The 24,237-nt window shown below is 65.1% G+C and carries 20 protein-coding genes and 1 riboswitch; of the genes, 12 read left to right on the top strand and 8 right to left on the bottom strand.

Annotated elements, in window-relative coordinates:
• Positions 1-8 precede the first annotated feature (8 nt).
• From WDX12_RS18930 to WDX12_RS18970, 9 genes are all read left to right on the top strand, one after another.
• Positions 9-1,193 (top strand): ABC transporter substrate-binding protein, encoded by a 1,185-nt coding sequence (locus WDX12_RS18930; protein WP_434721581.1) that lies wholly within the window; start codon positions 9-11, stop codon positions 1,191-1,193.
• A 163-nt stretch (positions 1,194-1,356) separates the two neighbouring features.
• Positions 1,357-2,226 (top strand): branched-chain amino acid ABC transporter permease, encoded by an 870-nt coding sequence (locus WDX12_RS18935; RefSeq protein ID WP_320294604.1) that lies wholly within the window; start codon positions 1,357-1,359, stop codon positions 2,224-2,226.
• On the top strand, positions 2,213-3,931 hold the full coding sequence (locus WDX12_RS18940) for a branched-chain amino acid ABC transporter ATP-binding protein/permease (RefSeq protein ID WP_434721582.1): 1,719 nt from the start codon (positions 2,213-2,215) through the stop codon (positions 3,929-3,931). Before WDX12_RS18935 ends, WDX12_RS18940 begins: the two co-directional genes overlap by 14 nt.
• On the top strand, positions 3,928-4,641 hold the full coding sequence (locus WDX12_RS18945; protein WP_434721583.1) for an ABC transporter ATP-binding protein: 714 nt from the start codon (positions 3,928-3,930) through the stop codon (positions 4,639-4,641). Before WDX12_RS18940 ends, WDX12_RS18945 begins: the two co-directional genes overlap by 4 nt.
• Before the next feature lie 125 nt (positions 4,642-4,766).
• On the top strand, positions 4,767-6,167 hold the full coding sequence (locus WDX12_RS18950) for an SWIM zinc finger family protein (RefSeq protein ID WP_434721584.1): 1,401 nt from the start codon (positions 4,767-4,769) through the stop codon (positions 6,165-6,167).
• A complete protein-coding gene (locus tag WDX12_RS18955; RefSeq protein WP_434721585.1) occupies positions 6,164-7,603 on the top strand; it encodes a DUF5691 domain-containing protein in 1,440 nt (479 codons plus the stop codon). Before WDX12_RS18950 ends, WDX12_RS18955 begins: the two co-directional genes overlap by 4 nt.
• A gap of 19 nt (positions 7,604-7,622) precedes the next feature.
• Positions 7,623-8,702: an ATP-binding protein gene (locus WDX12_RS18960; RefSeq protein ID WP_320294609.1), complete on the top strand. Its 1,080-nt coding sequence runs from the start codon at positions 7,623-7,625 to the stop codon at positions 8,700-8,702.
• A gap of 3 nt (positions 8,703-8,705) precedes the next feature.
• A complete protein-coding gene (locus tag WDX12_RS18965; protein WP_434721586.1) occupies positions 8,706-10,958 on the top strand; it encodes a DUF5682 family protein in 2,253 nt (750 codons plus the stop codon).
• Positions 10,951-12,174: a VWA domain-containing protein gene (locus WDX12_RS18970; protein ID WP_434721587.1), complete on the top strand. Its 1,224-nt coding sequence runs from the start codon at positions 10,951-10,953 to the stop codon at positions 12,172-12,174. The genes WDX12_RS18965 and WDX12_RS18970 overlap by 8 nt, the downstream gene beginning before the upstream one ends.
• A 74-nt stretch (positions 12,175-12,248) precedes the next feature.
• On the opposite strand, the gene WDX12_RS18975 is transcribed toward WDX12_RS18970, so the two are convergent.
• The 7 genes from WDX12_RS18975 to mtnK form a co-directional block, all read right to left on the bottom strand.
• Positions 12,249-14,249 carry a protein-L-isoaspartate(D-aspartate) O-methyltransferase gene (locus WDX12_RS18975; RefSeq protein WP_434721588.1) on the bottom strand — a complete coding sequence of 667 codons (2,001 nt, stop codon included), beginning with the start codon at positions 14,247-14,249 and terminating at the stop codon, positions 12,249-12,251.
• A gap of 103 nt (positions 14,250-14,352) precedes the next feature.
• Positions 14,353-15,078, bottom strand: a complete 726-nt coding sequence (locus WDX12_RS18980) for an MgtC/SapB family protein (protein ID WP_320294613.1) — start codon at positions 15,076-15,078, stop codon at positions 14,353-14,355.
• A 114-nt stretch (positions 15,079-15,192) separates the two neighbouring features.
• Positions 15,193-15,351 carry a peptide ABC transporter permease gene (locus WDX12_RS18985; protein WP_434721589.1) on the bottom strand — a complete coding sequence of 53 codons (159 nt, stop codon included), beginning with the start codon at positions 15,349-15,351 and terminating at the stop codon, positions 15,193-15,195.
• Positions 15,352-15,483: 132 nt separating this feature from the next.
• Complete coding sequence (gene fba / locus WDX12_RS18990; protein ID WP_434721590.1) at positions 15,484-16,548, bottom strand: class II fructose-bisphosphate aldolase; 1,065 nt, start codon at positions 16,546-16,548, stop codon at positions 15,484-15,486.
• A gap of 159 nt (positions 16,549-16,707) precedes the next feature.
• On the bottom strand, positions 16,708-17,175 hold the full coding sequence (locus WDX12_RS18995) for a 6,7-dimethyl-8-ribityllumazine synthase (RefSeq protein ID WP_434721591.1): 468 nt from the start codon (positions 17,173-17,175) through the stop codon (positions 16,708-16,710).
• A gap of 79 nt (positions 17,176-17,254) precedes the next feature.
• A riboswitch (FMN riboswitch) is annotated at positions 17,255-17,400 on the bottom strand.
• Positions 17,401-17,637: 237 nt separating this feature from the next.
• The gene (gene mtnA, locus WDX12_RS19000) at positions 17,638-18,732 is read right to left on the bottom strand and encodes an S-methyl-5-thioribose-1-phosphate isomerase (RefSeq protein WP_434721592.1); all 1,095 of its coding nucleotides are present in this window, start codon (positions 18,730-18,732) and stop codon (positions 17,638-17,640) included.
• Entirely contained in the window at positions 18,729-19,997 is a 1,269-nt protein-coding gene (gene mtnK, locus WDX12_RS19005; RefSeq protein ID WP_434721593.1) for an S-methyl-5-thioribose kinase, read from the bottom strand. The genes mtnA and mtnK overlap by 4 nt, the downstream gene beginning before the upstream one ends.
• Positions 19,998-20,134: 137 nt before the next feature.
• Between mtnK and WDX12_RS19010 the strand changes: the two genes are divergently transcribed.
• The 3 genes from WDX12_RS19010 (at position 20,135) to WDX12_RS19020 (ending at position 23,906) form a co-directional block, all read left to right on the top strand.
• On the top strand, positions 20,135-21,646 hold the full coding sequence (locus WDX12_RS19010) for a sugar ABC transporter ATP-binding protein (RefSeq protein ID WP_434721594.1): 1,512 nt from the start codon (positions 20,135-20,137) through the stop codon (positions 21,644-21,646).
• A gap of 172 nt (positions 21,647-21,818) precedes the next feature.
• Positions 21,819-22,814, top strand: a complete 996-nt coding sequence (locus WDX12_RS19015) for an ABC transporter permease (RefSeq protein ID WP_140809419.1) — start codon at positions 21,819-21,821, stop codon at positions 22,812-22,814.
• A 39-nt stretch (positions 22,815-22,853) separates the two neighbouring features.
• Positions 22,854-23,906 (top strand): substrate-binding domain-containing protein, encoded by a 1,053-nt coding sequence (locus tag WDX12_RS19020; protein ID WP_320294619.1) that lies wholly within the window; start codon positions 22,854-22,856, stop codon positions 23,904-23,906.
• Positions 23,907-23,981: 75 nt separating this feature from the next.
• Here WDX12_RS19020 and WDX12_RS19025 read toward each other — a convergent pair whose 3' ends face one another.
• Positions 23,982-24,221, bottom strand: coding sequence for a DUF1127 domain-containing protein (locus WDX12_RS19025; protein WP_434725673.1), 240 nt, complete (start codon positions 24,219-24,221; stop codon positions 23,982-23,984).
• Positions 24,222-24,237 lie beyond the last annotated feature (16 nt).

Genomic DNA, 24,237 nt, shown 5'->3' on the forward strand with positions numbered 1-24,237 from the left:
GAATGAACATGCATTGGAAATCGAGACTGCTCGCAGCGGCAATTGCCGGGATTGGGCTTGCCGCCATGGCCGGCACGGCCTCCGCCGCCGGCCCGACCTGCAAGGATGGCGCCATCAAGGTCGGCGCCGTGTCGACCGTCACCGGCCCTGCCGATTTCTCGGAAGTGCCGAAGGCAACGCAGGCCGCCTTCGATGCGGTCAACGCCGCCGGCGGCATCAATGGCTGCAAGATCGACTACACCATCGCCGACGACAAGGCCGATCCGGCAGTCGCGGCACAAGCCGCGCGCGACCTGATCGACAACAAGGAGGCCGTGGCACTGGTCGGCTCCGCCAGCCTTCTCGACTGCGCCGTCAACTCCGCCACCTACAGCCGCAAGAAGATCCTTTCGGTGCAGGGTCTCGGCGTCGACGCCGCCTGCTTCTCCTCGCCCAACGTCGCGCCAGTCAATGTTGGGCCTTACACGCTGTCGACGGCGATGGCCTATTACGCCACCAACGAATTGAAGACGAAGAAGCTCTGCGCCTTCATCATCATCATCGGCGGCACCCAGGAGGCCTACAAGAAGGCGATCGAGAACTGGGAGAAGATCAGCGGCCAGAAGATCCACCTGATCGACCTGACGCTGCCCTTCCAGGGCGACCTGACGCCTTACGTCATCAAGGCGCGCGACGCCGGCTGCGACGCGGTGCTGACCAACCAGGTCGAGCCGCAGGTGGTGCAGCTGATCAAGACCGTCGATGCCCAGAAGATCACCGGCATCAACTGGCTCTTCCTGGCCCCAGGCTACACCGAGCAGGTCGCCAAGGCGCTGGCCGACACCAAGCAGCCGATCTATGTCGGCACCGAGTGGGAGCCCTTCACCGAGAAGAACTCGGCCGCCAACGCGCAATGGATTGCCGACATGCAGAAGGCAAACCGGCCGCTCACCGCCTTCTCGCAGGGCGGCTACCTTGCCGCAGAGCTGTTCCTCAAGGTGGTTGCCTCGATCGACGGCGAGGTCACGCGCGAAAGCGTCGCCAAGGCGCTGCACGACATGCAGCCGCTCACCAACCCGCTCGCCGGCTCGCCTTACGTCTTTGGCAAGGCCAAGACGCATTCGCCGATGCAGGCCACCAAGGTGATGAAGCTCGAGGCCGGTGCATGGAAGGTCGAGACGCCGGACTGGGTCGTGCTGCCGCAGGCCAAGTGAGATCCTCCCGGGCGTCGGCGCTGCCCCTCGCCTCGAAATGTCCGGTTTACCCTCCGAAGCTGCAGCGCAGCTGCTGCGGAGGACGGGCAGGACAATGAGGGGCGGCGCCGGCCTCGGGACATATTCGGGGCCGATGCCAACCCGCTTTCCAGATTGGGAAAAAATGAACGCATTGCTCACATCCGCCGTGGCGGGACTGACGGCCGGGGGCACCTATGCCCTGCTCGGTGTCTGCGCCGTCTTCACCTACCGGCTTGTCGCCGTGGTGAACTTCACTGGGGCCGCGATCGGCACCGCCGGCACCTTCGTGCTGATCGCGCTCTTCGAGGCCGGTTTCCCGATCTGGCCCTCAGTGCTGGCGGGCATAGCGGCCGGCACGCTGACCGGCGTCGCAATTGGCTACATAATGACCAGGTGGTTCGGCGAGGCGAGCGCTTCGACCAAAGCGGCGGTGACGGTGGCGCTGCTCGTCGGCCTGATCGCGGTCGGGTTGCGGTTGACCGGTGGCCAGCATCCGCACAACATGCCGGAGCTGTTCCCGGGCTCGGCCTTCCGTCTCGCCGGCGTCGAGGTGACCATCGCCTCGGTGCTCACAATCGGGCTTGCGGTACTGTTCACCGTCCTTTCCGACCTCTTCCTCAACCGTACCAAAATCGGCCTCAATCTGCGCGCGCTGGCCGACCGGCCGATGGCGGCTGAACTGCTCGGCGTGCGCGTGCAATTGTTGTCTTTGCTGGTGTGGGGCATGACCGGCGCCTTCACCACTTTCGCGCTGATGATCATCGCGCCGCAGCGCTCGCCGAACTTCATGACGCTCAGCCTGCTTGTCGTGCCGGCGTTGGCCGCGGCGCTTATCGGCGTCTTCCGCAGCTTCTGGTGGACGCTTGCCGGTGGCATTGCGCTCGGCATCGTCGAAGGGCTGGCAAGCTCCCTCGACAGCGTCAGCCAGTATCGCAGCGCCATCCCCTTCCTGGTGGTGCTCGCCGTTCTTCTGTGGTCGCAGCGGGAGGCCCGCTGGGATGAAGCGCGCTAGTTCGAGAGCCTCGTTCGCCATCATCGTCGTGGCGCTCGTCGCTGGCGGGGCCGCCTATGCCGGCCTGTTGCCCTCCTATTGGGTGTTCCTTGCAACCTCGGTGCTGATCACCGGCGTCGCCTTGCAGAGTCTCGGTCTCGTCGCCGGCCGCACCGGCATGATCGCGCTCTGTCAGATGTCCTTTGCCGGCGTCGGCGCCTGGACGGTCGGTTATCTCAACCTCGCCGAGGCGCCGGGAGGCCTCGCGGCGTGGATCCTGGTCGGCGGTCTCGCGGCCGTGCCGTTCGGCGTCGCCATCGGCCTGCCGGCTCTGCGGCTGCGCGGCATCAACCTCGCCATCGTCACGCTCTCCTTCGCCACTGCCTTCGACACCATCCTGGCCACCATGACCTATCCGGGCCAAACCGACTTCCTCCAGGTGCCGAGGCCGGAGCTGTTCGACAGCGACGAGGGCTATTTCGTCTTCGTGCTGCTGTTTTATGTGGTGATCGCCGTGGCGCTCGAAATCGTCAGCCGCTCGCGGCTCGGCGCGTCCTGGCTGGCGGTGCGTCACTCCGAGCGCGCCGCTGCCGCGCACGGCGTCAGCATCGCGACCGCCAAGCTCTCGGCCTTTGCGCTCAGCGCCTTTGTCGCCGGCGTTTCCGGCGGTCTGCTTGCCGGTTATCTCGGCACGCTGGTCGCCGAGAATTTCAGCATGATGCAGTCGCTCTCGCTCTATGCGGTGTCGGTGATGGCCGGCGCGCATTTTGCCGAGGGCGCGATCATCGGTGGTCTGCTCGTCGTCATGTTCCCCGAACTCCTGCGCCGGCTCGACTGGCCGCAGGACATCGGCAACGTGCTCTTCGCCATCGGCGCCACCCAGGCGCTGGCGTCCGGCGAGACGATGAGCGAGACGTTCCGGCGCCAGTTCCGCAAGCTGCTGCCGGCGCGCGCACCGAAAGCCGCCGCCGCGTTTGCTTCGGACCTGCCGGCAGCAGTCGAGCGCGCCGCCGGCCCGGCATTGAGCATCGACGGTTTGACGGTCCGCTATGGCAGCGTGGTCGCGCTGAACAATGTCAGCCTCACGGTGGCGGCCGGCACGGTGGCCGGTCTGATCGGCCCGAACGGTGCCGGCAAGTCGACCTTCATCGACGCGGTGGCGGGCTTCCTGTCGTCCTATCAGGGCAGTGTCCGCCTGGAAGGCAAGCCGCTCGAAGGCGTGCCGGCGCATCTGCGCGCCCGCGAGGGCGTGCGTCGCACCTGGCAGACCAACCGCATCGCGCCGGAGCTCACCGTCGGCGGTTACCTGGCTTTGGCCGCCAAGGGCCTGTCGACGAGCGAGACCAAAGCCGTGCTCGACTGGCTCGACTGTCCGCATCCCGACATGCTGGTCGCCTCGGTCGATGCCGGCACGAGGCGGCTGCTCGATGTCGCGGGCGTCGTCGCCGCCCGCCCGGCCGTAGTGCTGCTTGACGAGCCGGCCGCCGGCCAGTCGCATGAGGAAACGCTGCGGCTTGGCCAGCGCATCGCCGAGATCCCGAAACTGTTCGGCTCGGCCGTGCTGCTGGTCGAGCATGACATGGACCTCGTGCGGGCGGTCTGCTCGGAGGTAACCGTGCTCGATTTCGGCCAGGTCATCGCTTCTGGCCCGCCGGCGAAGGTCCTCAGCGAGCAGGCGGTCAAGAAGGCCTATCTCGGCATCGAGGAAGAGAGCGTCGCGGCATGAGCAGGCTCGTCGTTTCCAACCTGTCGATCGACCGCGCCGAATTGCCGGTGGTCTCGTCGGTCGATCTCGTCTCCGAGAGCGGTGCGATCAGCGTCGTGCTCGGCGCCAATGGCGCCGGCAAGACGACGCTGCTCGAAGGACTGTCGGGCATCATCCCGGTCGCCGGCGGCACCATCGCCATCGACGGCCGCGAGCTGCAGAAGGCACGGCCGGGTGCCCGCTCGCGCGAGGGGCTTGCCCATGTCGAGCAGGGCCGCACCGTCTTCCGCCAACTGACGACGGAAGAGAATTTGCGCGTCAGCCTGCATCCGGGCGCCGATATCGCGGAAGCCTATGCGCTTTTTCCCGAGCTGGTGCAGCGCCGGTCGGTGAAGGCGAGCCTGCTTTCGGGCGGCGAACAGCAGATGCTGGTCATCGCGCGTGCGCTTCTCACCCGCCCGAAGGTGCTTTTGATCGACGAGATGTCGGCCGGCCTGGCGCCGGTCATCGTCACGCGGCTGATGACAGCCGTGCGCAAGCTCGCCGATGACGGCCTGGCCGTCGTGCTGGTCGAGCAGTTCGCGGCCCTTGCGCTGTCGATCGGCAACCGCGCCTATGTCATGCGCCGCGGCCGCGTTGTCTATGACGGCGACTGCGCGAAGCTGCGGCAATCGCCGGACGAACTGCACCGGCTTTATCTCGGCGGGGCTGAAGCCGCCGCGCCTGTTTGATCGGTACTGTCAGGAGAGCAACGGAACATTAGACAAGGTCTCGATTTTACGGAGGCTGGAGCTTAACCAGCGCGCCGCAAACGGCTATCAATCGTCGCGACGTCATGCTTCGGGGGGCGCGCGGCTTGCAGCTGGATTTGAAGACAATCGAGGCTTTGGCGCCCGATCAGGCCTCGCTTGGCGCCGCCGCCAAGCTGACCAAGCGGTCGAACTGGCCCCGGCTCGAAGCACATGAACAGCTGCCGCTGATCTGGGGCGAATGCCAAGGTTCTGGATCCAATCCCTATCGCGTCGCGTTCGACACCTCCGATCACGGCTATAAATGCACCTGTCCGTCGCGAAAGTTTCCGTGCAAGCACATACTGGCGCTGGCGTGGATCGGCGCCACGACCCCCGATAGCTTCGCGCGCGTCGACCAGATGCCCGACTGGGTGAACGACTGGCTCGGCCGTCGCCGCAAGCCCGGGCAGCCGCCGGCCCAGGCGCCTGCGCGCGCGGAAGGCAAAAGCATCGACGAGGCATCGCGGCCGGAAGAGGCCGCTCCTGTCGAGGACGCCGCTGCCGCCGAACGCCGCGAGGCGGCGCAGCGCAAGCGGGCGGAAGATACGCGAAGCGCCGTTTCGGCCGCGCTCGATGAGCTCGACCAGTGGATCGCCGATCAGTTGCGGCTCGGCCTTGCCGGCTTTGTCGACGCCTCGAGCGAGCGCTGTCGCCGTATCGCGGCAAGGCTTGTCGATCTCAAGGCGACGGCGCTGGCCGGGCGCATCGACGAGCTGCCGGCGCGGCTGATGGCGCTGCGCAGCGAGGAGAGGCCGGACGCTGCGATCCGCGAGCTGGGCAAGCTGGTGCTGCTCGCCAAGGCCTGGCGTGCCGCGCCCGACGATGCCGAGCTGAAGCGTCTCGTGTCGACGTCCGAGACCCGCGACCAGATCCTCACCAATCGCGATGCAGTTCAGGTGGAGAGCGACTGGGAGGTGCTCGGCGAGAAGATCGAGACCCGCCGGGACGGCCTCGTCAGCCACGCGACCTGGCTGCTCGATCTCGGGAGTCCAATCCCACGATTTGCACTCCTGCTCGATTTCTTCCCGGCATCGGCGGGACGGCGCTCCGCCGCCTTCGCTCCTGGGGATCGTTTCAAGGCCAGGCTGGTGTTCTATCCGTCCGGAAACCCGCTGCGGGCGCTGGTCGCGGAACGGTTGGGCGATGTGGCGCCAGGAGCTTGGCCGTCATTTGCCATGGACGCGGCCGGCGATCCGCTGGCTGCCTACACCGCCTTTCAGGACGGTGCGCCATGGCTGGCCGATTGCCCGGTCATCCTGCCCGCCGGCGCAATCGCGCTGGACGAAAGGGAAGGCGCCTGGTGGCAGGCGGCGAACGATCCGCACGGCATCGCCCTGCCAGTCGCAGGCTCCGTCAGCCAGACCTTGCTCGGCCTCGATCTCACGGCGACGGCTGCGCTCTGGAACGGCGCCAGGCTCGAGTTGCTGGCCTCGCAAAGCAACATCGGGAGGCTCGATCTATCATGAACGAGCACGATCAGGCAGGGCTGGCACGATTGCGCGACGGCTGGATTTCAGGTGGGGCGGCTTTCGAGCTTGCGCCTGCCGAGTGGAAGGAAGTCGCTGCCGCTTCCAGTGCCGACGAGCAGGAGCGTCGGCTGCTGGCCATCGCCGCGCAAGCACTCGATGTCGCGCTTCGCCCCGCGGCGCCGAAAACCTTGAAGCGGCGTCCGCCGCTGCCGGTGCTGGCCTTGCCGATGCTGCCTGAACGGCTCCGCCCGTTGCTGCGCGCGGCGCTGAAATATGCCGCCGATACGCGGCTCAAGACCCGCGTGGCCGCGCTCGTCGCCAGCCGAGGCTTCGTGCTGCATCCGATGGATTGGATGCCTGCTGCGACGGATCAGGAAAGCCCGGACATCTATGCTCCCTGGATCGACTGGCAGGCAGGCGCGGACAGCGAAAAACAATCCCGACGCGAGCACCTGACGGCGGAAACCTGGGACGATTTCTATCCCGCCGCGCGCCGTAGCGCGCTGGTCGATTTGCGGCGCTCCACACCCGCCTTGGCGCGAACCCTTATCGAGACAAAAGGGGCAAGCGAGCCCGCGGAAGTCAGGCTTGCGCTCATCGAACTCATGCGCTTCGGTCTGAGCGCGGACGATGTGCCATTTCTGAAGAGCCTGTCCGCCGATCGCTCGGGCAAGGTGCGCGACATGGCGGGCCGGCTCCTAGCGAGATTAGGTGAGCATGGCAATCCAACTGAAGGCGGGTCGGAAGACCCGATAGCCGAGCTCGCCGCTTTCATCGAGGAAGGCAAATCCGGCTTCATCCGTCGCCGCACCACCTACGCGCCGATAAAGCCCAAGTCACAGGCGCAACAGGCACGTCGCGCCGACTTGTTCGCGTCCTGTTACTTCGGCGATCTCGTTGTCCGCTTCGGCAAGACGGAGCCGGATTTCATCGGCGCATGGCAGTTCGGCGTCGATGACGGTGCCGATCTCTTTCTCGTCCGAATGATCGCGGTGTCCGGCAGCGATGCGGCGGTGGCCTGTCTGGCGGATCTGCTGGTCGCCGCTGGCGGCAGGCTGGCGCTTCTCGTCCTCCAGCTCATGTTGCGTCTGGACGGCGGCAGGAAGCGTGCCCTGATCAGGCAGATCTTGAATGATGCGCAAAACCTGGCCGCGCTCAATCTGGTCGAAGGCGTGGAAGCAGGCTGGCTCGAATGGGGCGACCTCGCAAACGGCAAGACGCTTTCGGCGCTGAGGGCCGCCGTCTCGGGTGATAATGACGTCACGAAACGAAACGCCGAGCAGTATCTCGAAACCATAGGCTTTCTCGCCTCGGCGGCGACGGCGGAAAAACTGATCGGCGACATCGTTGCCGCCGGGCTTCCGCCGGCCTCGCCATCGCTCAGCCTGCTGCGGCTCAACGCAGCACTGACCGAAAACCAATCCGCCAGATGATCAATCCGGAGAAGATCGCATGAACGCAGCCATCCGCCTCCCGGCCGAACAGGTCTACGCCGCCGAACTGCACGCGCTCGCGCAGGGCGATGACCGCCAGAAGCCTGCCGGCTGGAGCTTGTCGCCGAAAGCCGTGCTGACCTATCTGATGGGCGGCAAGGCGAGCGACGGCACGGTGATTTCGCCCAAATATGTCGGCCGGCGGCAACTGATGGAAACGGCGGTCGCCACGCTCGCGACCGACCGGGCGCTGCTTCTGCTCGGCGTTCCGGGAACCGCGAAATCCTGGGTGTCGGAACATCTCGCCGGCGCCATCATGGGCAATTCGACCTTGGTCGTGCAATGCACCGCCGGCACCGACGAGAACCAGATCCGCTACGGCTGGAACTATGCGCAGCTCCTGGCAAAGGGCCCGAGCCAGGAGGCGCTGGTGCCGACGCCGCTCTACCGCGCCATGCAGGACGGCAAGCTGTGCCGCCTGGAAGAGCTTACCCGCATGGGCTCCGACGTGCAGGACACGCTGATCACCGTGCTGTCGGAAAAAATGATGCCGGTGCCGGAATTGAACACCTCGATCTATGCGCAGCGCGGCTTCAACATCATCGCCACCGCCAACAACCGCGACAAGGGCGTCAACGAGCTTTCCTCGGCGCTGAAGCGCCGCTTCAACGTCGTGGTGCTCCCTTTGCCGGACGACATGGCGGAGGAAGTCTCGATCGTCTCCAGGCGCGTCGGCGAGATGGCCGGCGGGCTGGACCTTCCGGTGCCGAAAAATGTCGGCGAGGAGATCGCTCGCGTGCTCACCATCTTCCGCGAATTGCGCTCGGGCGCGACCGCCGACGGCAAGGTGACGCTGAAGACGCCGTCGGGCTCGCTGTCGACCGCCGAGGCGATCGCTACGATGGTCAGTGGCCTCAGCCAGGCGGCGTGGTTCGATGACGGCAAGCTCCATGCCGAAGGGCTGGCACCAAGCCTGGTCGGCGCCATCGTCAAGGACCCTGTGCAGGACAAGGTGGTGCTGGAGGAATATCTGGAGACGGTGCTGAAGAAGCGGCCCGACTATGCCGGCTATTATGCGGCGCTCAACGCGGCCATCTGACCCATGGCGCGGGACGGCATCAGCTATTTCGGCATTCGCCACCATGGGCCGGGCTCCGCCGGCAGCCTGGTCAAGGCGTTGCAGGAATTGCAGCCCGTCGCCGTGCTGATCGAAGGGCCGGTGGATGCCACGCCGCTGCTGCCGCTGCTTGCCAGCCCCGACATGAAGCCGCCGGTGGCGTTGCTTTGCTACCCGGAGGACGATCCCGCCGCGACCAGCTTTTGGCCTTTCGCGGAGTTCTCGCCGGAATATCAGGCCGCACTTTGGGCTGTCGCCAACAAGGCGGCGTTGCGCTTCATCGATCTGCCATCGGCAGCACGGTTTGCCGAGAAGGGGCCTGAAGGCCCGACAGACGCCGATGCCGCCGAGACGGAAGTCACGGAAGAGCACAATGAAGAACCCACCCGCATCCAGGATCCGATCGGCACTTTAGCGCGCGCTGCCGGCTACGAGGATGGCGAAAGCTGGTGGTCGGACATCATCGAGCAGAATCCCGCGCCCGGCCCGATCTTCGCGGCGATCGCCGATGCGATGACGACGCTGCGTGACGGCGAAGGCGCGATCGGCAAGTTCGAGGCGATGCGCGAGGCGCATATGCGGTTGGAAATCGCGGCTGCACGCAAGGAATTCGTGGGGCCGCTGGCGGTCGTCTGCGGCGCCTGGCACGTGCCGGCCTTGCAAGCGGCACACACGCAAAAGAGCGACCAGGCGCTGCTCAAGGGCATCGGCCGGCGCAAGACCACGATGACCTTCGCGCCGTGGACCGGGCCGCGCCTGGCGCTGGGCTATGGCTACGGCGCCGGCGTCGTCGCACCCGGCTGGTGCAAGCATCTGTGGCAGACGCGTGGGCAGGACGACGCCTCGGTCCTGTGGCTTGCGCGCATCGCCTCGGTCCTCCGCGCCAAGGGCCACATGATTTCGACGGCGTCGCTGATCGAGGCGGAGCGTCTGGCGCGCGCGCTCGCCGCCATCCGCGAACGGCCGAAGCCGGGCTTCGAGGAATTGCGCGACGCTTCGGTTTCAGCCCTCTTCAACGGCGAAGCCCTGCTGTGGAAGATGGTCGAGGCCGAGCTGCTGCTTGGTGCCGATGTCGGCGAGATTCCAGCCGACACGCCGCTGGCGCCGCTGATCGACGACCTGCAGCGCAACCAGAAGGCCGCCCGGCTGAAGCCGGAAGCGCTCGAGCGGGAACTTTCGCTAGACCTGCGCAGCGAGAGCGGGCTGTTCCGCTCGACGTTGCTGCACCGGCTGAACGTGCTCGGTGTCAGCTGGGGCAGGCTGACCGATGTCGGGCGCAGCCGCGGCACGTTCCGCGAGCGCTGGATGCTGGCCTGGCAGCCGGAGTATGCCGTTCGCCTGGTCGAGAACCTCGTCTATGGCCCGACCATCGAGAAGGCCGCCAATGGCCGGTTGATCCAGATGATCGGCGCTGCCGCGACACTCGATGCTCTGGCCACGCTGGTGCAAAGCGCGATCACGGCGGCGTTGAGCGACGCGTCAGCAGCCGGCCTTGCCGCGCTGGAGGAAAAGGCGGCGCATAGCAGCGAGTGCCTTGAGCTCTTGGCCTCGGTGCCGCCGCTCGCCGACATCATCCGCTATGGCGAAGCGCGCAAGACCGAGCGCCTTGCCGGCCTGCTGGAACGACTGATCATCGAAGGCTCGATCGCACTGCCTTACGCCGCGCGCGACCTCGACGCGCAGGCTGCCGGCGCGCTGATGGGCGCGTTGCGCAAGGCCGACGAAGCGATCAAGCTGGTCGAGCCGGGCGAGCCTGTCCTGGAGGCTTGGCGCAACGGGCTCGCGGCCGTGCTCGACTCCTCACGCTCGACGCCGCTGGTGGCCGGCTGCGCCGCGCATCTGCTCTATGAGGCTGGCCGCCTCTCCGCCGAAGCGACCGGTGACCTGTTGGCAAAGCGCCTGTCGCCGGGAACGCCGGTCGCCGATGCCGCCGCCTTTTTCGAAGGCTTCTTTAGCGGCGCCGGCCAGCGGCTGATCTATGACGACGGGCTGCGCGGCGCCGTCGATGCCTGGCTGGCATCGCTCGACGAGGAATCTTTCGTGGCGCATCTGCCGCTGCTGCGCCGCGTCTTTTCCAACCTCGACAACATGGAGCGCCGGCGCCTTATCGAGGCCGTGCTCGGCAGGAGAGCAAGCTTGCCTGCCGGGCTGACGCCTGCCCCGGATGGCGGCGAGGCCTGGCGCAGGCATTTTGGTCTGCTCGCCAAGCTGCTTGCAGGAGAGCCCAGCAATGGCTGATGAAGCGAACGGGCCGGACGTCGATCCGACCGAAGACAGCAGGGAGCGCCGCTGGCGGCTGGCGATCGGCGCCGACGACGAGTCCTCTTCGGCGCTGTCCGCTGAAGACCGCAAGCTTTCGGCGGCGCTCGATGCGCTCTATGGCAGCGGCGATAGCGCCGGCGATCCTCGCAAGCGGCGCGGCGGGCTCGGCCGTTCGGCGCCGCGCGTCGCGCAGTGGATGGGCGACATCCGCTCGTTCTTCCCCGAGCAGGTCGTCCAGGTCGTGCAGAAGGACGCCTTCAAGCGGCTTAACCTGAAGCAGATGCTGATGGAGCCGGAATTCCTCAAGGCGATCGAGGCCGACGTCAATCTCGTCGCCGACCTCGTCTCGCTGCGCTCGGCGATGCCGGACAAGACCAAGGACATCGCCCGCTCCATCATTTCCGATATCGTCGCCAAGCTGATGCAGCGCCTGGAGCAGAAGACCGCCGAGGCGATCCGCGGCGCGCTTGATAAGTCGCGGCGCACCAACCGGCCGCGTCAACGCGATATCGACTGGCCGCGCACCATCTCGGCAAACCTTCGCCACTACCAGCCGGACCATAAGACCGTGGTGCCGGAAAAGCTGGTCGGCTTCATGCGTCGCCAGCGCCGCCTGGTCGACCTCGACGAGGTGACGCTCTGCGTCGACCAGTCCGGCTCGATGGCAAGCTCGGTCATCTACGCCTCGATCTTCGCCGCGGTGATGGCCTCGCTGCCGGTGGTGCGGACCAAGCTGGTTTGCTTCGACACCGCGATCGTCGACCTGACCGAAGAACTCAGCGATCCGGTCGAGGTGCTGTTCGGCGTCCAGCTCGGCGGCGGCACCGACATCAATCAGGCCGTCGCCTATTGCGCCGAGCGCATCGAGCGGCCGACCAAGGCGCATTTCATCTTGATCACCGATCTCTACGAAGGCGGCAACGGCAAGGAGCTTCTGCAAAGGCTGGCGGCACTTGTCCGTTCAGGCGTCAACGTCATTGTACTGCTGGCGCTCACCGACCAGGGCCGTCCCGGTTACGACCCGTCGATGGCCGGATCTGTCGCCGCGCTCGGCATTCCGGTCTTTGCCTGCACGCCCGACCATTTTCCCGACATGATGGCGGCGGCGTTGCGTCGCGAGGACATCGCCGCTTGGGCGGCAAGTGCCGACATCAAGCTTGTCCGAGCGGACGTCGAGACGCCAAACGCGTAGCACTTGTGACCGGCGCGTTCACAAGCCGCGAATATGCGCCAGACTGCTTGGCTGCCCGGCAGGTGTCCAGCAGCTCAAAGCCCGAACGGATAGGTCTCGGGGACGTCCTTTCCGGCGTGCTCTGGTCCGAGCGGCGTGACCGCTTTCGTCTTGTTGAACCAGACAAAGGCGTCGAATTGCCTCGGCAAAGAGGCGTCGGCATAGTGGCTGCGCAATTCCGTCTCCGGCCGGTAGATCACGCCGATGAAGCGTTCGAGCCGACGCTCCAGCAAGCGATTTCTCAACGCGCCGTCGCGGTCGAAATCGAGCAGAAATCGCGGCACACCGCTATCATGGCAAAGTCGTTCGTAGCTGTCGGCGTGCGACGGCCGCACTCGCATAACCTCCATCGGAACGTCCCAGTCCGATGCCGCTGCCACCGTGCCGCTGTCGGTGCCAAAACCGATCAGCGCCGCCTGGTTGCCGAAGCGCTCGCGGCAGAGCTGGCCGATGTTCAGCTCCTGCCTGATCGTCCCCATCTCGGTGTGGCGGGCATCGCCAATGTGGGAATTATGTGCCCAAACGACGGCTTTCGCCTCGGAGCCACGTGCCTCGAGCAGATGTTCGAGCGTTTCGAACATATGCCTGTCCCGCAGGTTCCATGAATCGGCACCGCCGTAATACATGATCCGATAGTAGCGTTCGGCGGCTGCGATCAGCCTTGCATTCTGCGCGGCATCGAGAAAGTCAGCGCCGTCCTGTCGGGCGTAGTCGAGCTGCCTCGCAAGCAGTTCCTGACACTGCTCCAACACTGCTTGTTCACATTTTCGATAGCCAGAGGTGAGCACGGCGCGTCCGTATGTGGACGGCTCATTCTGCCAAGGCGTCAGGCAGCCGTAGCGTTGCCGCGCGGCAGCAGCCGCTTCCGGATCGACCTGGTCGAGATAGCGAAGCACGGCCGCGATCGAGGCGCTCATATTGTAGATGTCGAGACCGTAAAAGCCGACCATGCGATTCGCATCGTCGAGATTCGCATTGTGACCTCGCATCCAGCCGACGAACGCTTCGACGTCGGTGTTGCGCCACATCCATGTGGGAAAGCGCTGGAACGGTGGCTCGGCGGCCGTGCGCGCCGGCCGATGGCGGATGTAGCGGTCGATGGCCGCCGCATCCGGCCAATCCGCTTCAACCGCGACGATGACGAAGCCATGCTTTTCGATGAGCCTACGCGTGATTGCGGCGCGCGCCCTGTAGAACTCTGAGGTGCCGTGACTGGCCTCGCCGAGAAGGACAAGACGCCGGTCGGCGAAGCGGTCGAATAGGTCGCCGAAGGCCGGGTCTCGGAAATCGGGCAGCGGCTCGGCGGCGACTGCGATCATCTCCGGCAGGCTTTGTCTGCGCGCCGGCGGCGTGACCGTTCTCGGCGGATCATCATCGGATTGAGGCCTTTCCGCCCATCCTTCTTCGCCGATGAGTGGAACGAATTGCACGCCACCGAGGTCTTCCTCCGCGTAGGTCGTCGCGCCGGTGCGTGTGACCTTCAGCAGGCGCTGGTCGTCGGGGTCGTTGCCGACCGGGATCACCAGGCGGCCACCGACATCGAGCTGTTCCTGAAGCGCCAGCGGTGCGCCGGGACCGGCCGCGGCCACCACTATGGCGTCGAACGGAGCGGCGCCGCCCCACCCCTTGGTGCCGTCGCCGGCGCGGACCTCGATATTGTCGTAGCCAAGGCGGTCGAACCGCTGGCGGCCGACTTCGGCGAGCGTCGCATGGCGCTCGATCGTGTAGACGCGACCCGCGATGCGGCTCATCACTGCCGCCGCGTAGCCCGACCCGGTTCCGACCTCGAGAACGCGGTCGCCAGGATCGATCTCGGCGGCTTCGACCATGTAGGCGACCATAAAGGGCTGCGAGATCGTCTGGCCCTTGCCGATCGGCAGGGGGGTGTCCTCATAGGCGAATTCTTCGAAATCGGGATCGACAAAGGCCTCGCGTGGAACCTCCCGCATGGCCTGCAGGACGCGGCGGTCGCGAATTCCACGCTGGGCGATCTGGACATCGACCATCCGGCCGCGCGTCAGAGAAAGTTCGGCCATCAATGCCTACCCATCATGGATAAGTAACGTCTTGCCCAAAACCATCTGCAGGCAGGAAAGTTTCATGGGCCTGGACAATTTCAACCATCCTCCGTTACGAGACTCAGAATGGTTTCTCGCCGATCACCTCGAAACGCTCGACCGCGCAGTGCTCGCCGACGAGCGCCAGCACGTCGGTTGAAGGCGCTTTTGCGTCGGGCTGCTTCCATTGAATATTGAAGGAAAACACGAAACGGTCGCGGTCGCCATCATGCTCCATGCCGACGAAACGCGCATCGTAGCCCAGAGGTCGCACCATCTCCTGCAGATCGGGCGGCGAACTCTTCGGCCATGAGACCGACAGGATCGCCCTGTGGTCGCGCGGGATCTTGAGGTCGACCCATTTCAGCGCCTGCAGCGTAACCAAGGTCAGCACCGTCGCGATCCCGCCGAGGCCGTACTGGCCGCCGCCGAAGGCAAGGCCGATCATGGTCATGATCCACATCGTCGCGGCGGTGGTGACGCCGGTGACCAGATCGCCGCGCCGCAGAATGGCGCCGCCACCGATGAAGCCGACACCGGTAAGCACGCCGAGCGCGAAGCGCATCACATCCATGCGCACGAAGGAGTCCGGAGCCTTGCCGGCGACGTCGAGCAGCATGTTGGCCTGGACCATGGCCACACATGCCGCCAGACCGACCAGGATTGTCGTGCGCAGCCCGGCGGAATGACCCCGGGCCTCGCGATTCAGGCCGATGAGGAAGCCGGCGAGCAAGGTCAGCAACAGTCGCCCGACAAGGTCCGGCCAGGTCGGATGAAGCGGCATGTCGCAGCAAAGCGTCTCAAGCATCGACTGTCAGGGCGCTGAAATTCGCCGCGCCTCAATTTCGTCTGCGACGATCAACTAGGCAGAGCCGAGGATGGTTCCTTGGCGGTGCCCGGGAGCATCCGTGATGCGCAAGCTTCAGTGGGCGGCGAGGCTGACCATCAGCGCCAGCACCACGATGCCCACCAACCCGGCGATGAAGATGATGCGCTGCACGCGCGTGCGTAGGATGATCTCGCCCTGCCTTGCGTCTTGGCCGGAAAAAACCGGCCCTTTGCCATTGCGATCCTTGCTCATGATTTGCTCCTTCCCTCGAACGGTGCGGAAGGTGTCTGAGCAGGAACCAATTTGTCGGCGTGAAGTTCCGCCCCGTTTCGGCGAGGCGAATGCCCGCGATCGGATTGCGACCGGTCGCGGGCCATAGTTGGCTCAGCCGAATTTCGGATCCAAGCTGCCCGACTTGTAGCGCTTGGCCATGTCGGCAAGCGGGATCGGCTTGATCTTCGGCGCGTTGCCGGCTGTGCCGAACTGCTCGAACCGCTCCTTGCAGAGCTTCTTCATCGCCGCCATCGCCGGCGTCAGATATTTGCGCGGATCGAATTCCGACGGGTTCTCGGTCAGCACCTTTCGGATCGCGCCGGTCAGCGCCATGCGGTTGTCGGTGTCGATGTTGATCTTGCGCACGCCATGCTTGATGCCGCGCTGGATCTCTTCGACAGGCACGCCCCAGGTCGGCTTCATCTGGCCGCCATATTTGTTGATGATCTCCTGCAGGTCCTCGGGTACGGAGGAGGAACCGTGCATGACCAGATGCATGTTGGGCAGGCGGCGATGGATCTCCTCGATCACGTTCATCGCCAACACTGCGCCGTCCGGCTTGCGCGAGAATTTATAGGCGCCGTGGCTGGTGCCCATGGCGACGGCCAGCGCATCGACATGCGTGTCGCGCACGAACTGCTCGGCCTGCACCGGATCGGTCAAAAGCTGGTCGTGGCTGATCGCGCCTTCGACGCCGTGGCCGTCTTCCTGCTCGCCGCCGCCGCTCTCCAACGAGCCCAGCACGCCGATCTCGCCTTCCACAGACACACCGCCCCAATGCGCCATGTCGACGACGCGCCGCGTAATACCGGAGTTATAGGCGTAGTCGGCCGGCGACTTGCCGTCCTCCTTCAGCGAGCCGTCCATCATCACAGAGGTGAAGCCGTACTGGATGGCGGTGACGCAGGTCGCTTCGTTGTTGCCGTGGTCGAGATGCATGCAGACCGGGATGTCGGGATGGATCTCGACCAGCGCGTCGATCAGCTTGGCCAGCACCACGTCATTGGCATAGGCGCGCGCGCCGCGGCTGGCCTGCAGGATGACCGGCGATTTTGTCTCCTCGGCCGCCTCCATGATGGCGAGCCCCTGTTCCATATTGTTCATGTTGAAGGCAGGCACGCCATAGCCGTATTCGGCGGCATGGTCGAGCAATTGTCTCAATGTGATGCGAGCCAACGAATAGTCTCCCGTATCTGGTTGCAGGCGCGATTTGGCAGGTTGGGCCGAAGCCCGGCCCAACTGCTTCTGGCTGGATTTCCGACGGACCGCAACCCACTCAAGGCGCGGTCCTGAAATCCAAATCGGTTTAGTTCCGATGCGCCGTGCGCGAAGCGGTCAGGCGGCGATCTGCTCACGCGCGGCGAGGATCTCGACGCAGGCCCTCGCGGCTTCCTTGCCCTTCACGATGAAATGCTCGTGGAAGAAGCGGTGGTGCTCGGCGCTATCATGGTAGTTGTGAGGCGTCAGCACGGCCGACAGCACCGGCACGCCGGTCGCAAGCTGCACAGTCATCATGCCGTCCAGAACGGCGCCTGCCACGAAATCGTGGCGATAGATGCCGCCATTGACGACAAAGGCGGTGCCGAGGATCACGGCATAGCGGCCGGTCTGGGCGAGCGTCTTGGCGTGCAGCGGGATTTCATAGGCTCCCGGCACGTCGAAGACCTCGACGGTAAAGCCGCCAAGCGCGGCAAGCTCCGCTTCGAAGGCAGTGACGCATTGGTCGACGATATCGGCATGCCAACGCGCCCGGATGACGGCGACACGACGGGTAGTATGGTCTTTGGAGAAATGCTGATTCATGGGTCCTTCCTTCCGTTTCGAACCAGAATCAGGACGCACGACGCAAAAACGCGGCCCGCGCGAGCGGACCGTCTTCTGCGTACGTTCTCTTCCATCCGGACTGTAACCGTCGGCTCCGGAATCGCACCGGATCTGCTGACCCTTCCGATAGGTGGAAGGCGCTCGCGGGCTTGGGTCGAGACCCTTACCGCCGGTAGGGACTTTCACCCCGCCCTGAGAACTTAACGCGGGTAGGTATGGAGGGGTGAGGGTACGCTGTCAATCGCTGGCGACAAACTCAGTCGTCGTTCTAGGGCGGAGCAAGGAGCGAAGCGACGCGCGCAGACCCTAGAATCCATTCCGTGACGCTAACGTGTTGCAACGGCTACAGAATTCTGCACCGCTGCGCTCGATGGCGGAGGTCACGGCATGGATTCTCGGGTCAAGCCCGAGAATGACGACGTGGTGGGGGAGATCAGCCAATCACCCACGCTCCGGAAACATCGCCTTCAGCCCCTCGCGCGAGGCCTTCGCCACGCCGCGCTCGGTGATAAGCCCTGTCACCAGCCGCGCCGGCGTCACGTCGAAGGCAGGGTTCGCCGCCGGTGTCGCATCCGGCGAGACCCGCACCTGCGCGATCTTGCCGTCCGCCGTCTTGCCCCAGACAAGCGAAACCTCGTCGCCGGAGCGTTCCTCGATCGGGATTTCGGCGAGCCCGTCCGCGACCGTCCAGTCGATGGTGGGCGAGGGCAGCGCCACGTAGAACGGCACGTCATTGTCGGCGGCGGCCAAAGCCTTCAGGTAGGTGCCGATCTTGTTGCAGACGTCGCCATTGGCCGTGGTGCGGTCGGTGCCGACGATCACCATGTCGATGTCGCCATGCTGCATCAGATGGCCGCCGGCATTGTCGACGATCAGCGTGTGCGGCACGCCGTGTCCGGCCATCTCCCAGGCGGTCAGCTGGGCGCCCTGGTTGCGCGGCCTGGTCTCGTCGACATAGACATGCACCGGAATGCCGGCCTCGGTCGCGAGATAGATCGGCGCGGTGGCGGTGCCGTAGTCGACGGTAGCCAGCCAGCCGGCATTGCAATGGGTGAGGATGTTGACCGTCTCGCCCGGCTTCTTCTTCGCCGCGATCTCCTTGATGATGGCAAGCCCGTTCTCGCCGATGGCGCGGTTCAGCCCGACATCCTCGTCGGCGATCTCGGCGGCGCGCTTGTAGGCCGCTTCGGTGCGCTCCCCGGGCGCGAATGGCTTGAGATGCCTGCGCATCTCGTCCAACGCCCAGCGCAGGTTGATCGCCGTAGGCCGCGTTTTGTGCAGCGTCTCCCATACCGCGTCGAGCGCTTCGTCCGACGGATCGTCTTTCATCTGGATGGCGACGCCATAGGCGGCGGTGACGCCGATCAGCGGCGCGCCGCGCACCCACATGTCGCGGATCGCGGTGGCGATGCCGGCGACCGTTCCGATCTTTTCGATACGGAACTCATGCGGCAGCCAGCGCTGGTCGATGATCTCGACCGACCGCTTGTCGTCGCTGAGCCAGATGGTGCGGTAGTGGCGTTCGCCGACGTTCAAATTCTGTTCTCCTGTTCGATCAGCGCGGCGAGATTGTTGACCTCGTCGATGCTGTGGATCTGGCGCCGGTTGACGGCGATGTGGCGGCCGAAGCGCAAAGCCTTGGCCTCACATGTGGCGCGCCGGTCTTGATCGGCAATGGTCTCGAAATCGGCATTGTGGGCCAGCCCGAGGATGCGCCGGTGCACCTCAATGCCGGCAAAGCCGAGCAGGTCGGTCCAGATGGAATGCAGCATGTGATCGAGCGCCTGTTCGGAGCCGAGCAGGTCGCCCTGATCCTCGAACAGGCTCTTCTGATAGAGCATGCCGGTGCGCTCGGTGCGCCACAGATTTGAGAACTCCGCGCGGAAGGTAGCCCAAGTCTCCGCTGTGACACCGAGCAGATAGGCGCGCATCGAGTTCCTGCTGCCTTTCTCCTCATGGCCGTGCTGCGAAAAGAAGGCCATCCAGAAATTGGCGAGCAGCATGCCGACATCGAAGGCGATCGGGCCGTAGAAGGCGAATTCCGGATCGATCATCCGGGTCTCCGTGTCGGTCACCATGATCGAGCCGGAATGAAGATCGCCATGCAGCAGCGTCTCGGCATTGGCGGCAAAGAGATGCTTCAGCCGCTGCGCTTCGACCTTGAGGTCGCGGTCGGCGCGCAGCTCCGCCACCAGGCCGTCGAGCTGCGGCGAGGTGTGCCGGTTCATCTTGGCGTCGAAATAGGGATCGGAAAACACCAGGTTCTCGGTGATGTCGCAGAGCTCGACATTGTCGGCGAACAGCGCCAGGTCGGCCTTGCGCTCTTTCGTCACCATCGACAGGTCCGAGCCGCGGAACAGCGTGCGGGCCATGAACAGGCCGATGTCGCGCGCGATGTTCGGCAGTTCGCGGCCGTCGATCAGCGCGCGCCGCAAGATGATGTGCGGCGGCGCCAGATATTCCATGACGATCAGCGCCTGGGTCTCGTCGAAATGGTAGATCGCCGGCACCGAGCCGGGCGCGCGTGCCTCCTGCCTGGTCAGCGCATGATATTCGAAGAAGGAGCGCTTGAGCGGCAGCGGCCAGCTGTCGCCGACCAGCCGCACATAGGGCAGCGCCTGCTTGACCACCGCGGCGCCCTGGTCGCCCTCGACGATGAAGACGAGGTTGAGATTGCCGTCGCCGACCTCGCGTACCTTCCACTGGCCGGCGTCCTTGCCGATGCGCTCGGTCAGCGCCGTGGTCTCGCCAAGGCGCTTCGGCAGCGTTTCCACTGACAATGCTTCGAACTTCCCGGTCATGCTCTGCCCTCCTGCGCGCGGTTTCCGACGATAGCGGAGCCACGGCGGCGGGGCCAAGCTAGGAAGCGCTTTGGCAAATGTCAATCGTGTTGACAATTGCCGAATGAGCCCATAGCGTCACCAGCCGGGAGGAACGGATGGGCGCAGATGCCGTGTTCCATGTGGAGGGCCTGAGGAAATCCTTCGGCCAGAACGAGGTGCTTGGCGGCATCTCGCTCGACCTCTTTGCGGGCGAGGTGACCGTGCTGATGGGCGCCAACGGCGCCGGCAAGTCCACCCTGGTCAAGATCGTCAGCGGCGTTTATTCGCGCGGCGCCGGCTCGATGCAGCTCGCCGGCAAGGCCTTCGACCCGCAGACCCCCGCCGAAGCCATCCGCGCCGGCGTCGTCACCGTGCATCAGAACATCAATGACGGCGTGGTGGCCGATCTCGATGTCGCCACCAATCTGACGCTCGACCGGCTAAGCGGCAAAGGCGCGTCGTTGCTTTTCAAGCCTGCCAATGTCCGGGCCGAAGCGAGAGCCGTCGCCGACCGCATGGGGCTCGCGATCGATCTCAAGGCGCGCGTCAGCGACCTTTCGTTGGCGGATCGGCAGATGGTGGCCATTGCGCGGGCCATGGCGCACCAGCCCAAAGTCCTGATCCTCGACGAGCCGACCTCGTCGCTGTCGAGCGCCGAGGCCGACCGGCTGTTTTCGCTGATCGACCGGCTGCGCGGGCAGGGCGTCGCCATCCTCTACATCTCACATCGCATGTCCGACATAAGGCGGCTCGCAGATCGGATCGTTTCGATGCGCGACGGCATCGTCTCCGGCGTCTTTGACAAAAAGCCGCTCGACTATGAGGGCGCGGTCAACGCCATGCTCGGCCGCAAGATCCATCTCGACCAGGTGGTGGCGCGGAGTTCCGCCCGAGCCGTCTTCACCGCCGAGGGCCTGCGGATCGCGCAAGGGTCGAGGCCGATCTCGATGACGCTCGGCACCGGCGAGGTGGTGGCGATCACCGGTCTGGTCGGCGTCGGCAAGACGGCTTTGGCGGAAACGCTGTTCGGCGTGCGCAAGCCACTTGCCGGCACCATGCATATGGACGGCAAGCCCTACACGCCGGGCTCGGCGCGCGAGGCGATCGCAGCCGGCGTCTTCCTGGTCGCCAAGGATCGCGCCGCGAGCGGCATCGTCGGCGGCTTCAACATCGAGCGCAACATCAGCCTGCCGTTCCTCAAGCGCATGTCGGGCCTGGGCGTCATGAAGAAGCGCGCCGAGCGCGCCATCGCACGCCGCCAGATCGACGAGCTCGGCATCGTCTGCCGCTCGGAGAAGGACGAACTGTCGGCGCTTTCCGGCGGCAACCAGCAGAAGGTCATGGTGGCGCGCTGGATGTCGCAGGCCTCGCGGCTCTTCATCCTCGACGAGCCCTTCCAGGGCGTCGACATCTCGGCGCGCCGCGACATCGCGGCCAAGCTGAGGGCCAGCGCCGACGGCCGCGCCACGCTCATTTTCGTCACCGAGATCGACGAGGCGCTGGAGACCGCCGACCGTATCCTGGTGATGTCGGAACACACGATCGTCGGCGAGCACCGCAACGCCGACATCGACCTCGACCGGCTGCTGGCGGAAGTGGCCGGCGGACCGCTTCACAGCGCGGCGTGAGGTCTAATGCATGTCGCCCAAAAGTGCGCAGCGGTTTTGGGAAAACGACATGGATCAAAACGAAGACTTAAAGCGCGTCGCGCGAATCCGTTTCGAAGCGACGCGCTTTAAGATTTGCATGGAGTGGACTTGGAATGCGTTTGACTTCGAATGCCGCGCGGCGGGGCGCTGAGTGATGTTGCGCGACTACGCCATCCGCTACGGCTTCATCGTCCTGCTGGTCGGCTTGATCGCCTATTTCGCGATCGCCGCCGACGGTTTCGCTTCGCCGCAAAGTGCCGTCTTCATCTTCCAGTCGGTGGCCATCACCGGCGTGCTGGCGCTCGGCGTCACCGCGACGCTGGTCGTCGGCGGCTTCGACCTCTCGATCGGCTCGGTCGCCACCAGCGCCATGATGGCGGCTTCCTACGCCATGGTCGTGCTGGAGCAGAATGCGATCGTTGCCGTCATCGCCTGCCTCGTCATCGGCGTCATCGTCGGCCTGATCAATGGCTGGCTGATCGTCTATATGCGCGTGCCCGATCTGCTGGCCACGCTCGGCATGATGTTCCTGCTGCTCGGCCTGCAGCGCATCCCGACCGAAGGCCGCTCGATCGCCACCGGCATGACCATGCCAGACGGCTCGGTCGCCAACGGCAAGTTCTCGGAAGCCTTCCTGGCGCTCGGCCGCCACCGCATCGACTTCTTCATTCCGAACCTGATCCCGGTTTCGGTGGTGGTGCTGGTGGTGCTCGCGGTGCTGATCTGGTTCTTCCTCGAATACACCCGCTTCGGCCGCATGATGTATGCGGTCGGCTCCAACGAGAGGGCGGCTGAACTCGCTGGCGCGCCTGTCAAGGCATACAAAATCTGGGCTTATGTGATTTCGGGAGTTTTTGCCTCGATCGGCGGGATTCTGCTCGCCGCCCGGCTTGGACGCGGCGACATCGCCTCGGGTAATAATCTCTTGCTTGACGCTGTCGCCGCGGCGCTCATCGGCTACGCGGTACTCGGCGCCGCCAAGCCGAACGCCTTCGGCACGGCCGTCGGCGCGGTGTTCGTCGGCGTCCTGCTGCAAGGCCTGACGATGATGAACGCTCCCTACTACACGCAGGATTTCGTCAAGGGCGCGGTTCTCGTCGTCGCCCTTGTCTTCACCTTCGCCCTTTCCGGCAGGGGCAAGAGATAGTTTCGACCGGGGCATTGAGACAAAACGGAGGAAAACGAAGTGAGCATCACAAGAAGACTTTTGGGGAAGGCAGCACTCGGCCTCGCCGGCGCGGCGCTGCTGATGCAGGGCACGGCTTTGGCGGCGGACAAGCCGGCGCCGTTCGACAAGCCGGGCGTGAAGATCGCGCTGGTGCGCTATCTTTCGACCGGTGACTTCTTCCAGGCCTATCTCTCGGGCGTCGAGGCGCAGGCCAAGGCGCTCGGCGTCGACCTGCGCGTGCTGGACAGCCGCCAGGACGCCGCCCTCCAGGCCGACATGGTCGACCAGGCGATTGCGCTCGGCGTGCAGGGCATCATCATCCAGCACGGCCTGACGGAATCGATGAAGGATGCCGCCCAACGCGCGGTCGACGCCGGCATCAAGGTGGTTGCCTTCGACGTCAATGTCGAGAACCCGAAGATCCCGCAGATCGAGCAGTCGGACAAGGATCTTGCCAAGCTGGCGCTCGAGCAGGCGGTGAAGGACAATGGCGAAAGCTGGAAGGCCGGCTATGTCTATGTCGCCGGCATCGCCCCGCTCGACCGCCGCAACGAGACCTGGGTGGACGTGAAGAAGAAGTATTCGGGCATCAACGAGGTCGCCATGTTCGGCACGCTCGACAACCCGATCGCCAACTCGGTCGCCAACCAGGCGCGCTCGGTGCTGCAGGCGCATCCAGACATCAAGGTGATGTTCGCGCCCTATGACGAGTTCGCCAAGGGCGTGAAGATCGCCGTCGACGAGGCCGGCCTGAACAAGGGCATCAAGATCTACTCGGCCGACATCTCGACCTCGGACATCGCCGCGATGCGCGAGCCGGACAGCGCTTGGGCGGCCACTGCCGCCACCAACCCGGCCGTCGTCGGTCAGGTCTCGGTGCGCGCTTTGGCGCAGTTGCTCGCCGGTGAGGACCCCGGCCACAACGTCATCGTGCCGCCGACGCTGATCACCCAGAAGGAGCTGATCGACAAGGACATCAAGAACATGGAAGACCTGTCGGCCAAGCTGCCGCAGTTCGCCCATGCCGATGTCGCGATGCCGGCCTGGATGCCGAACCCCAACGCCAAGTAAGGGTTCTGCCTGTCGCGGATGAAGAGAGCGGTCCAACGGGCCGCTCTCTGTCTTTTTCAGGGGACCGTTGCGACCTCATCTTTGCCAGAAGGGCAGTTTCGCGATCTCCGCTTCAACCTCCTTTTTCGTCAGTCCGATGTCGTCGATCAGATGCGGATTGTCCGTCACCATGCGCTTGAGCTCGAAGCGAAAATAGGCCTGCTTCCGTCGCTCGGCAAAAAAGCTGCGCAAGGCTGAGAGGCTGTAACGCCGGCGGCCCTTGATCTCGGCTGGGCACGTCGCCAACGGTGCGCAAGGCGCAAGAATATCGTTCATGGCAACCTCCATGCGG

Origin of the sequence: Mesorhizobium sp. RIZ17 (assembly GCF_051127865.1) — a bacterium.
Classification (GTDB): Bacteria; Pseudomonadota; Alphaproteobacteria; order Rhizobiales; family Rhizobiaceae; genus Mesorhizobium; species Mesorhizobium humile.